Source organism: Achromobacter ruhlandii (assembly GCF_002082135.1).
GTDB lineage: Bacteria > Pseudomonadota > Gammaproteobacteria > Burkholderiales > Burkholderiaceae_B > Achromobacter > Achromobacter ruhlandii.
On the sequence record NZ_CP017433.1, the window covers coordinates 4,828,918 to 4,840,788 of the forward strand.

Annotated in this window: 9 protein-coding genes and 1 pseudogene; 6 read left to right on the forward strand and 4 right to left on the reverse strand. The window is 52.5% G+C overall.

Going from position 1 to position 11,871, the window contains the following annotated elements; genetic code table 11:
* From AruCF_RS21910 to AruCF_RS21920, 3 genes are all read right to left on the reverse strand, one after another.
* Window positions 1-1,175: DUF3987 domain-containing protein (locus tag AruCF_RS21910; protein ID WP_083036852.1), on the reverse strand; the 1,175-nt coding region annotated here is incomplete at its 3' end.
* A 3-nt stretch (window positions 1,176-1,178) separates the two neighbouring features.
* Entirely contained in the window at window positions 1,179-2,342 is a 1,164-nt protein-coding gene (locus tag AruCF_RS21915) for a YagK/YfjJ domain-containing protein (protein ID WP_083036859.1), read from the reverse strand.
* Between the two features lie 153 nt (window positions 2,343-2,495).
* A complete protein-coding gene (locus tag AruCF_RS21920) occupies window positions 2,496-2,768 on the reverse strand; it encodes a helix-turn-helix transcriptional regulator (protein WP_019042283.1) in 273 nt (90 codons plus the stop codon).
* A gap of 483 nt (window positions 2,769-3,251) precedes the next feature.
* Here AruCF_RS21920 and AruCF_RS21925 point away from each other — a divergent pair, with 483 nt between their 5' ends.
* From AruCF_RS21925 to AruCF_RS21945, 5 genes and pseudogenes are all read left to right on the forward strand, one after another.
* Window positions 3,252-3,590 carry a hypothetical protein gene (locus AruCF_RS21925; RefSeq protein WP_083036860.1) on the forward strand — a complete coding sequence of 113 codons (339 nt, stop codon included), beginning with the start codon at window positions 3,252-3,254 and terminating at the stop codon, window positions 3,588-3,590.
* Between the two features lie 30 nt (window positions 3,591-3,620).
* A complete protein-coding gene (locus tag AruCF_RS21930) occupies window positions 3,621-4,604 on the forward strand; it encodes a DUF932 domain-containing protein (RefSeq protein ID WP_083036862.1) in 984 nt (327 codons plus the stop codon).
* Window positions 4,605-4,755: 151 nt separating this feature from the next.
* Window positions 4,756-5,589 (forward strand): annotated as a pseudogene (locus AruCF_RS30005) (lambda-exonuclease family protein); the annotation flags it as partial.
* A 399-nt stretch (window positions 5,590-5,988) separates the two neighbouring features.
* Window positions 5,989-7,992: an SAM-dependent methyltransferase gene (locus tag AruCF_RS21940; RefSeq protein ID WP_083036865.1), complete on the forward strand. Its 2,004-nt coding sequence runs from the start codon at window positions 5,989-5,991 to the stop codon at window positions 7,990-7,992.
* Window positions 7,993-8,015: 23 nt separating this feature from the next.
* On the forward strand, window positions 8,016-10,334 hold the full coding sequence (locus tag AruCF_RS21945) for a type I restriction endonuclease subunit R (protein WP_254431145.1): 2,319 nt from the start codon (window positions 8,016-8,018) through the stop codon (window positions 10,332-10,334).
* Window positions 10,335-10,458: 124 nt separating this feature from the next.
* Here AruCF_RS21945 and AruCF_RS21950 read toward each other — a convergent pair whose 3' ends face one another.
* A complete protein-coding gene (locus AruCF_RS21950) occupies window positions 10,459-10,761 on the reverse strand; it encodes a putative quinol monooxygenase (protein ID WP_007182542.1) in 303 nt (100 codons plus the stop codon).
* A 66-nt stretch (window positions 10,762-10,827) separates the two neighbouring features.
* Between AruCF_RS21950 and AruCF_RS21955 the strand changes: the two genes are divergently transcribed.
* The gene (locus AruCF_RS21955; RefSeq protein ID WP_083036866.1) at window positions 10,828-11,841 is read left to right on the forward strand and encodes a GlxA family transcriptional regulator; all 1,014 of its coding nucleotides are present in this window, start codon (window positions 10,828-10,830) and stop codon (window positions 11,839-11,841) included.
* The last annotated feature ends 30 nt before the right edge of the window (window positions 11,842-11,871 follow it).

The following is an 11,871-nucleotide window of genomic DNA, read 5'->3' on the forward strand; positions in this document are numbered from 1 at the left end:
GTGCCTTGTCTCCGACGACTGCTCACCATTTTTTCAATGTATTTACTTCCAGTTCTTTGATAACGCCCAATAGTATATTTAAATAGCAAATCCACATCTTTTTTGATTCTCAACTCTAATGATTCTTCTCCAAATATTCTTTTAGCCTCATGGAGATGCCATCTAACCATTTCAATAGAGGATTGAACAGCCCATGGCTGAATTTTATCTCCGGGCTCAGTGAAATATTGAAGAACAGCTGCGATGCGCATCACCAATTCACCGCTTCTACGCATAAATGCTCTAATTTCTTCCCACTCCCCATGATGATTTAAAACAAAATCAACGTTTTTAATATATTGCTCCCACAATTCACACGCACTTTTATCAAAACAAACAACCTCTCTACTGATTTCAGTATTTTCTAACTCTTTAGCATACTTTTTCATTAATTCTCTTACACGTTGATGAAAACCATGCCTTTCCAAATTTTCCTCATTCGCAGGCAGTGGATTCCATCTATAAATTCCAGTGTGTGCAGAGGCTTGAGAAATCAGCATCCGGGGCATCAGTCCAGACTCGACAAGTACATCACCTTTCTTGCTAAAAAAACGCTCAAAAGTAACATCCTGAGTCAGCATGCATAAAGCAACTCGCCTATCGAGTAATCTTGTAGTTCCTTGAGTTCTGCTCACTTCATTAATGGCAGATCCATCAAAGCGTTTACAAAAGTATGGCATGTCTAATTTATTAAAAATCAGAGCAGCTTCATCCAATGCATAAAACAAAGAAGATGCACCCTCTTTAAATATATCAATGACACCCTTACTTGTTGCATCCTCTATCAAAAATTGATGGTGTATCAATTCCTGATTCTCCCAGCCGGGAAAAACATGCTCGCTTATTTTTCCTCGCTCAAAGTCTTCAAATCCTTTCATCACCTTTTTAAGGATGCTGGATTTTCTATCTCCAGACTTTGCAATCACAAAAGAAAATAGGCTAGTTGGCATAATTTCACCATAAGGTGTTTTTACATCAGCTACGCCTTGAACAGCTGCAGACATACCTGCAAGCATTACCGGCACAACCATTTCATAGGACGACTGAGTAGCTGCAACTACACGGTCTGCAAAATCTCGCAACATTGCTGGCAGCACATGGACTGGGTAAGGTGAATTCTGAATAAGATAGTTCATTTTTTAATATCCATTATTAAAACTGATGGACGATGATCTCTTTGGACCTGGTTTGTTTTTGTTGAGATTTTTCATTTTTGAGCAGCCGAAGGTTCTAAAACTCTCAGGAGCTCTCAATTTCATCGTGACATCAATTTTTGTAAGATAGCTAGCGTATGTACTTAAAATTGTGATCAGCTCTTCATCTCTGTAATCAATGTTTCGCAAATATTCACTACCAGGTTTGCACATGCCCAAAACATTCCATATGTAGCTCTCCTCACCACAGACGTGCTGCGTCCAATCTTCAGTAATTGCTCTTGAGTGATAATAAGGATTTTGATACTTTGAGCCATTGAGCGCGATGAGCCAATGGATATGCAGCCCTTTATGGTATCCACACTCAATCTTCCAGGCGTAAAAAGATAAATCCTTACCGAACATCTTTTTCAGTCTTTTCAGCATGAGATTTCTTTTAATATCAACAACTACAAATTCTTCATTAATCTCTTGCTCGGTTTTTAGCCGAAATGGCATACGTGGTTGCTCTATATAGAAGCCCCAATCTATTCGAAGCAAAACGTTTTTACAGTTGATCTCCCAAGACTGAAGTGCCACCTTCATCAACTGGTGATAACGCTCATTTGCATTTCTATAAAAGCTTTTTACTTCTTCACGCAACTCATCTTTATTCAAAGCATCTTTTAGCTGTACAACAAAATTATTTAATCCATCAATAATTTCATCTGTACGCTTACCACAAGCCATTTTGAAGCCACGCTCTCCATAAATTACAGGCTCTATGAATCCGATACTTTCAACACTCCCACCATTAGGAGAGGTTGCGGCAACGAAAGCGCTGTAGGTCAATTTCATTAAAGGACTGTAGTTAATGATAGACGCGTACTCCTCATCCCACCCCAGCACTCTAGACTGACTGGCATGATTGAGAATATTTAATATCTGATGTCCTAAACCTGAAGCACGAGCCCTATAAGTTATACCGCTCTTCTTCTTAAAGAATGGCATTCTTTGTATATCTAATGAAGCTATATTAGCTCCAATGCTGTAATACATTAATTTCTCATGATAGCTTCTTCTATCGTCATAGCTAATAGTAAAACAAGAATCTTGTTTATTCTTAATTACAAATCTTTGCAGATCAATGAACTTATCTCTTACGGACATAAGCACTCTCTTATTTCATTGAAAATTAATGATAGATACATATATGTATCTAGAATACCTAATTAAATTTATTTCTTATCCTGAGGGAATCCGCTATAAAACCTTGGTATTTATCCAATATTTCTCACAATAAGATTAAATTCTTGTGAAAAATTAATTCAACGATTTAGTACCCCGTTTTATCAACTCGATGTAGTTGAAGACATCCTGAAGCACCCAGCCCACAGCCTTCTCTCCGAGCTTGATGGGCAGGGGAAAGTCCTTGTCGTAGTACTTCGAGGACTTGTTGATCTTCAAGTACACCGTCGAGCGCGAGATGCCCAAAATTTGGAGCAACTTGGGCAAGCGGATCACGCTCATGTTCAGGTTGAAAGTGTCTGCTGCAGGTGTGCTGGCTTGGTTGTCATGCGTTGTGAGTTCGCTCATTTTTCACCTCTGTTTTCAATGAGGTGAATTTCACCGGCAATCTCAGAATCAGCCTAACGCGTGACGCAGTAATTTTTTACAGCTTCACGTCTCTTGACTTTCCAGAAAAAAACATGAAATACATATAAGTCATTGTTTTTATTTATTTTTTTCACAAATTGAACGTAATTTCTCGTATCAATCGAGATCGGGCGAATAGGGCAAATATTTAGTTCCCTTCCTCTGAGAGTGCCGGGCGAAGGACATCATTCGCCCAGCCAGGTTTTTTTATTGTCAGCAGAGCTGTAGGGTTTTTATAAAAAATATCCCTTCCTTCGTCTAGCTGGAATTTGCTTCAAAAAACGTTCTGAGACATAGCAAAACTGAACTCAAAAATTCCTCAATCACATATGACTAAGGCGAGCACATCCATAGTGAGCTCTACCGGACTAAGGCAATGAAATCATTGACTTATCTACTTAAATACAGTCTCAGAGGAAATCTATGAATCACGATGCAAGCTGCCCTGCCTGCGGAAGTCGCAAGGTCGCTCAACGCAATTGGGCTAAGAAGCTTTTTGGTGTCTTGGGCACTGCGGCGGGTGCCACCGGAGGCTTTGCCGGAACGATCAGAGGCGCCCAAATTGGTATGACCGCAGGAGCCGCAGCGGGCCCTGCAGGAGCTACTGCTGGTGGTCTGGCCGATGCTGTTTTAGGCGGAATAGCAGGTAGTGCAATTGGCTGCGAGTTGGGCTCCAGCGTCGGCAAGAAAATCGACCAGCACATGCTTGACAACTTGGTTTGCACATCCTGCGGAAATTCATTTCCTGAAAAATCCGCCTAATTCATCCCCTATTTATCGAAAGTAATCAACATGGCACATCTCGTAGAAACAATGGCCTATACCGGCCAAACCCCTTGGCATGAACTGGGTCACGCCCTGCCTGCTAAGCAAAGCATCGATGTCTGGGCGCAGGCTGCCGGCATGGATTGGCGTATTCAGGAAACGCCAGTACGTTACCTCGCCTCTGATGGTCAGTCTGGCCTTTCAGGTCTTTATGCCGAACCCAAGGATTTTCCCGAGCAGAAGGTGCTGTATCGCAGTGATACGCAAGCTCCTTTATCTGTTGTGGGGAGCCGCTACCAGGTGGTGCAACCTCGTGAGGTGCTGGAGTTCTACCGGGACCTGACCGAAGTCGCTGGCTATGAATTGGAGACCGCTGGCGTGCTTAAGGCTGGACGCAAGTTCTGGGCTTTGGCCCGTACTGGCAAGTCGGCGGCGCTCAAAGGCAATGATGTGGTCAATGGTTATTTGCTGCTGGCTACGTCCTGTGATGGAACGCTGGCTACGGTGGCCATGCCCACGACGGTGCGGGTGGTCTGCAATAACACGCTGACGATTGCTTTGCGTGATGGTGTGGGAGCCGTCAAGGTGCCTCACAGCACGGCTTTCGATGCCCAGGCGGTCAAACGCCAGTTGGGTGTAGCAGTCGGTCAGTGGGACAGCTTTATGTACCGCATGAAGACGCTGGCCGAGCGTAAGGTCAAGACCCATGAGGCTATGAACTATTTCCTCAAGGTGATCTGCAACACCGATCAGCATTCCGATATGTCTGTGGGATTGACTAATGAGCGTGCTCTCAAGAAGGTGCAGATGCTCTATGAGGGCCATGGCCGTGGTGCTGAGATGCATGCGTCCAAGGACACGGCCTGGGGCCTGCTGTGCTCTGTGACCGAGTTCATTGACCATGAGAAGCAAGCCCGCAGCCAGGACAACCGCTTGGACAGCGCCTGGTTTGGCCAAGGAGCCGTCATCAAGCAACGCGCTCTGGATCATGCGCTGCAGCTGGTAGCCTGATGGGTTGACGCCATAGCAATGACTGACTGCAGATCTAGTTGTCCGTGTTTGGACGCATCACACCGTTTTTACGCTTTCTGTTTTCCACCCAACCAAGCCACCTTTTGAGGTGGCTTTTTTATGCCCGCAATTGGCGGGCCAGGAGATTTCGATGTCTGTGCATGTTCTCAAGAATGGAAATCTGGATGCTGGCTCTACAGCTCCTCACGCTGCCTTCAACAACGCTCCACGCACGCCCCGCAAGGGCGCTGCTTTGCGCCTGGTCTCAACCAAAGACCTGGAGCGAGATGATTGGCTGGAGGTGCGCCGCACCGGCATTGGCAGCTCCGATGCCGCTGCAGCGATTGGCCTGAACCCCTACCAGTCCCAACTGGAGTTGTGGATGCAAAAGACGGGCAAGGTTGATCTGCTGCCAGTCTTCGATCCGAATGGTGACACCAGCCCCATGTTCTGGGGAACGATGCTGGAGCCCATTGTGGCGGCTCACTACACCAAGCGCACAGGCAACAAGGTGCGCAGAGTGAATGCGGTTTTGCAGCATCCTGAGCATCCTTGGATGCTGGCTAACGTGGATCGTGAAGTGGTCGGCTCTTCGGCGGTGCAGCTTCTGGAATGCAAAACTGCAGGTAGCTTTGTATTTCGCACCACGGGCTTCAACAGCATTCGCACTCTGGCAGCGCGGTTGCAGTACTTCGCTGCAGTCTCTGGTGGCAACCTGGCCTGCATGCCGCTGGAGCTCAAGCTGCGCGGCAAGTCCACCACGCAGTCGCATCGATCGGCCATCTATTACGCGGACTTGGTGGTGCGTTCGGGGATTTCTTTGAATGAAGCTATCGCTCAAGCACGCATGATCGCAAATGAGCGCTTGGCTGCTGGATTTGATCAGTCGGCTTTGGACTCGGCAGCGCAGCTTGGGTTTGCTAATGGCAGTTTTGAAGATGCGCCCGATGAGACATCTGAGATCATGGAAGAGTTTTATCCCGAAATTCCAAGAACTGCATCTAGCGAATAGCTGCATGAAAGTCATAAACCAAGCCCCACATTAGTGGGGCTTGGTTTATATGTCTTTTTTCCCCGAAAGTCTCATTTAGCCTTTCCACTGACGCCTTTGCAGCGATTGCCATCATTCGCGGATGAGGCTTCGGCGGCAACTGTAGGGGCAGAAACAGCCGTTGAACCCCTGACGAAGCAATCTCCTTGAACGGTGCCGTCTATTCAGATTTGGCGCTCTATCGCAACAAGCTCCAGATCGTCTTCCTCGACGACATCCATGTCACCGGTCGCCCTGAATCCGTGGCGCTCACAGACGCGCCGGGACTGACGTCGGACTTCGCTTGTGATACGTTACAAATAAGCAAGAAGAAGCGATCAAAAGGAGTTCTGGATGAAGGAAATCAGTGGCCGGGCTTTCGCAGAGCGGTTTGCTCTGAACCCCTTGGGCTTTGCGTGGTTGCTCGGTGCCGGAGCCTCCGCCACGGCGGGCATACCGACGGGCTATCAAATGATCCAGGAATTCAGAACACGCCTTTTCGCCTCGGAAACTGGCATCAGCCTGCGCGAAATTGACCCGGCGGACCCCGTTTGGCAATCGCGCATCGACCTGCACCATGAGCGAATGGGGATCCTGCCGCCCAAGGGAGATCCCTCGGAGTACAGCCGGGCGTTCGAGGCCCTGTACCCCACGCCTGACGACCGGCGGCTTTTCATCAGGAACCAAGTCAGCAAGGGGAGCCCTTCGCTCGGCCACAAGGTGTTGGGCTCCCTCCTGGGAGCACAGAAGACTCCTTGCGTATTCACCACGAATTTCGATTCGCTCATCGAGAGCGCTGCCACCATTGCGTCGCAACTGCTACCCGCCAGCGAACGCGGCACGCCCACCCTCGCCGCGATCGACAACGCTGCCCGCGCCGAAACGTGTCTACGCGAGAGCGAGTGGCCGCTGATCGTGAAGCTGCACGGCGACTACCAGTCGGTCGAACTCAAGAATACCGATCAAGAACTGGCGCAGCAGGACGCACAGTTGCGCTTGGTGTTGACCCAAGCGCTGCAGCGGTTTGGACTTGTCATCGTCGGCTACAGCGGGCGCGACGATTCCGTCATGCAGGCCTTGAACGCGGTCCTTCGATCGCCCGTTCGCTATCCCAAAGGCATCTACTGGCTGTGCCGTGATGCCGACAGCCTGCTCCCCGCTGTTCGGGAACTCCTTGAACAAGCCGAATTGGCGCAGGTGGATGGCCGTCAGATCATGGAAACGGAGCGCGCGATCGAGCAGGCACGGGCGCTGAAAGAAAACTTGCAGCTGCTGCACGATACCTTGCTCACCAACAACGGCGGGGAGGACAACACTGAGGCATTGCTGGCAGGCGTGCACTTGCTGACGAGCTACCAACGCTTTCTTCCGGGGCATGGCATACGCAAACTACTGGGTAAATGGCGCCAAGAGCGGCCACGCTGGGAGCCTCTCGCCGCAGCCCTCAGCCGCTGTCAAAGCTCTGATGCGCCCGTTGACATGCCAGAAGTGCAACGCCTGGCGCAGCAGTGGATGAACGTGGCCATGGCCGTCTTCGGCGGTCAACTGCGCACCGTCTTGCAATGGGCACAGATGCACCGCCAAGCCCCGGAGACGGCTGCCCATGCCGGGCTGGATCCGGCAATGCTCACGTACTTGGAGCGGGCGATTGCCCACAACGACGTGACGGCCCGATCACTGCGCGCCGGGATTGTGGTGCGCTCAAGGTTTGCTGAAGATCGCCTGCTCAAAGCCATCGCCTTGGGGAGCCGCCAGTACGCCGTCATCGGTGCGGGGCTGGACACCTGGGCCCTGCGAGCCGCGCTGGCACTGCCTGCCATCGACGTGTTTGAGCTTGACCAGCCAGCCATGCAGGCGTGGAAGCAGGGCGTGTACGCCGAAAACGGTTGGGCAACGCCTGCTCGACTCCACTGGGTGTCGGCCGACTTGCGCGAAGTCACGGTAGATGATGCGCTCACCCAGGGGGGCGTCGACATGTCTGCCCCCACGGTCGTGTCGATACTTGGCGTGCTGGTGTACCTCCACCCAGCGGCTGTCGAGCGCACGATCCATGCGCTGCGCACGTTGCCCATCGGCTCGACACTCATCATGGATTACCGTCTGGACGAGCAGTGCCTGCCTCCCATCGAGCGAACGATGATGCAGTTCACTGCGCATGTCATGGCGGCCGGGGGGGAGCCCTGGCAGTCATCGGGCACGCCCGAACAGATGAAGGCTTTGCTGGCGATAGCTGGATTCGATGTCGAAGAGGATCTAGGCCCTGCAGAACTCAATCACCGCTACCTTGCACGACGTCGTGATGGGCTGCAGATCGCCGGTGGCGGCTTCCGCTACCTCAGTGCTATCAAGGCCCGCTGATGGTGCGCCGCTACGACCTCGTCATGTTTGATCTGGATGGCACCCTGCTGGTGATGCGCCCATACCAGATTGCTGCGACAGAGCGCATTCTGTGGAAGATCAAGAGCAGCTACGAGGCTAAGAACTGGAGCACGGTGGAAAGCGGTGGCTTTATCTGGCACACCACGGGCTCTGGCAAGACCTTGACCAGCTTCAAGGCAGCGCGGCTGGCCACAGAGCTGGAGTTCATCGACAAGGTGTTTTTTGTGGTGGACCGCAAGGATCTGGACTTCCAGACCATGAAGGAGTACCAGCGGTTTTCGCCAGACAGCGTCAATGGCTCAGACAGCACGGCAGGACTGAAGCGCAACTTGGACAAGGACGACAACAAGATCATTGTCACCACCATCCAAAAGCTCAACAACCTGATGAAGAGCGAGGCCGACCTGCCCATCTACAACAAGCAGGTGGTGTTTATCTTTGACGAGTGCCACCGCAGCCAGTTTGGTGAGGCGCAAAAGAACCTCAAGAAGAAGTTCAAGAAGTTCTGCCAGTTTGGCTTTACCGGCACCCCCATCTTCCCCCAGAACGCACTAGGGGCTGAAACCACGGCCAGCGTGTTTGGGCGCGAGCTGCACTCTTACGTGATCACCGATGCGATCCGTGATGAGAAGGTGCTCAAGTTCAAGGTGGACTACAACGATGTGCGCCCCAAATTCAAGGCCATTGAGAGCGAGCAGGACGAGAAAAAGCTCAGCGCTGCCGAGAACAAGCAAGCCCTGCTGCACCCGGATCGCATTCGCGAGATTACGCAGTACATCCTGAACAACTTTCATCAAAAAACCCACCGCTTGCACCCTGGTGCCAAGGGCTTTAACGCCATGTTTGCGGTTAGCAGCGTGGATGCAGCCAAGGCGTACTACGAGTGCTTCAAGGAGCAGCAAAAAGGGCGTGACAAGCCGCTGAAGGTGGCCACCATCTTCTCGTTTGCTGCCAACGAGGAGCAGGATGCGATTGGCGATATTCAGGACGAAAGCCTGGATACATCAGCCATGAATAGCAGTGCCAAGGAGTTTTTGACTGCTGCCATCAAAGACTACAACGCGCTGTTTGGCACCAGCTTTAGCGTAGATGGCGAGGGCTTTCTGAACTACTACCGGGATCTGGCCAAGCAGGTCAAAGCCAAAGAGATTGACTTGCTGATTGTGGTGGGCATGTTCCTCACAGGCTTTGATGCGCCTACGCTGAACACCTTGTTCGTGGACAAGAATCTGCGCTTTCATGGCTTGATGCAGGCGTACTCCCGCACCAACCGCATTTATGACGCCACCAAGACCTTTGGCAACATCGTCACCTTCCGCGATCTGGAGCAGGCCACGGTCGATGCCATCACGTTGTTTGGTGACAAGAACACCAAGAACGTGGTGCTGGAGAAGAGCTACAAGGAGTACATGGAAGGCTTTACCGATATTGCCTCGGGTGCTGCAAAGCGGGGCTTTATCGAGGTGGTCAAAGAGCTGCAAGAACGCTACCCTGACCCTGCAGCCATTGAGAAGGAATCTGACAAGAAAGCCTTCGTGAAGCTGTTTGGTGAATACCTGCGCCTGGAGAACGTGCTGCAAAACTACGATGAGTTTGCCAGCTTAAAGGCTTTGCAGGAGGTGGATCTGAACGATGCTGCAGCCGTAGAGGACTTCAAGGCCAAGCACTACCTGAGTGATGAGGATTTGCAGGCGCTACAGGCCATCACCATGCCTGCAGAGCGCAAGGTGCAGGACTACCGCTCCACCTACAACGATGTGCGCGACTGGATACGCAAGGAGCGTGAAGGTGGTGGTGATGTAACCCCATCGGCCATCGACTGGAACGATGTGGTGTTTGAAGTGGACTTGCTCAAGTCCCAAGAGATCAACCTAGACTACATCCTTGAGCTGATCTTTGAGAACAACAAAAAGCTCAAAGACAAATCCACCTTGGTGGAAGATGTACGCCGCGTCATTCGTGCCAGCATTGGCAACCGTGCCAAGGAAGACTTGGTAGTGGAATTTATCAACCACACCAACTTGGATGAGCTGGGCGACAAGGCCACGGTGATTGATGCCTTCTTCCAATATGCCCAGGCTGAGCAGCAGCGTGAAGCGCAGGCGTTGATTGATGAGGAGAAGCTGAATGCGGAAGCTGCCAAACGCTACATCACCAATTCCTTGAAACGTGAATTCGCCTCAGACAGCGGCACTGAACTGAATGCCGTGCTACCCAAGATGAGCCCTCTGAACCCGCAGTACCTCACCAAGAAGCAAACCGTGTTCCAGAAGATCGCTGCGTTTGTGGAGAAGTTCAAGGGTGTGGGTGGGCAGGTTTGAATCTGCCCTTTTCTCGCCGGCGAATCCATAGACTGCAAGAATGACAGCAAGGAGGTCGGGGTTGCACGTAGGGCTGTGTGACCCCCATCCTGTAGCGTGACCTGATTGGGTCAAGGCCGAGTTGTCATGCAGGCAGTTTGGCTGCAAGCAGTTCGACCTTCTCGATATTGGGCGGAGAACTGAGCAAGGTCGCTGCGTTGGCCATCAAGGCCGCGGCGATCTGGCCGTTCAGATGTGCCTGGCGACCTGCCTCATCGGCAAAGGCATCGAACACACCAAATGTCGAAGGGCCAAACTTCAATGCGAACCAGGCCGTGGTGCCGGACTCGGCATTGGCGAGCGGCAGTGCGCTGGCCAGGAAGTCGGCAAGCGCAGCCTCCTGGCCGGGTTTAGCTTCGAGGCGAACAAACAGGGCGAGCTTGGTCATGCTGTATTCCTTTGGGTAAATGGAAAAGTGGGTGAAGGGATCGAAGAGACTGCAGTCTAAGTCTTCATGACAGACATCTCTATAGGCAATAATGACAACATTGATATCATTTTTGCCATGAAACTCCACCTCCTTGTTTGTGATGGCGTGTTTGATCTGGGGCTTGCGGCGCTCACTGACACAGTGGGCTTAGCCAATGCGATGGCGGGCTCGCTGCCACAGGCTCCCGCGCACATAGAGCTCACGCTGGTGGGCGTGCGGCGTCGCATCCGAACTGCGCAAGGCTTGACGGTCCCCGTGGTCACTGCGCATGGTGTGCCCGAACCAGACGTAGTGCTCGTGCCAGCGTTTGGCGACAAGATGCCTGACATGCTCTCGGCTCGACTCACACGACCCGATGTGTCCGACGCGGTCGCGGCGCTACAGCAGTGGTCGACCGCTGGCGCGCACCTTGGTGCCGCTTGCTCCGGTAGTTTCTTGCTTGCAGAGAGTGGCCTGCTTGATGGGCATCGTGCGACGACATCATGGTGGCTGGGGCCGATGTTTCGGCAGCGCTATCCGAACGTCGCGCTGGACGAGTCACGCATGATCGTGAACTCGACACGCTTCACCACCGCGGGTGCCGCTTTGGCCCACGTCGACTTGGCCTTGCGCATCATCCGAGGGCGCAGTCCGGCGCTGGCGGCCCTGGTGGCACGCTATCTGCTGGTCGAGACACGCAGTTCGCAAGCCGAGTTCGTGATTCCCGACCACCTTGCGCATGCCGACCCGATGGTAGAGCGCTTCGAGTGCTGGGCCAGACGTCGGCTCGCGCAGGGGTTCTCGCTGGCCGAGGCGGCCAGCGCCGTGGGCACAAGCGAGCGCACCTTGGCGCGGCGGCTGCAAAGCGTTTTGGGAAAGACACCGCTGTCGTATTTCCAGGACCTGCGCGTGGAGCATGCCGTCCATCTCTTGCGCACCGGGAACGCCAGCGTCGACCAGGTCGCCGCACAGGTCGGGTACTCGGATGGGGTGACCCTGCGGGCCCTGTTGCGCCGCAAGCTGGGCCGGGGTATCAGGGAGTTGCGACGCGGTGGATGACCAAAGGCGTGTGGTGCATGTACGGCGTGA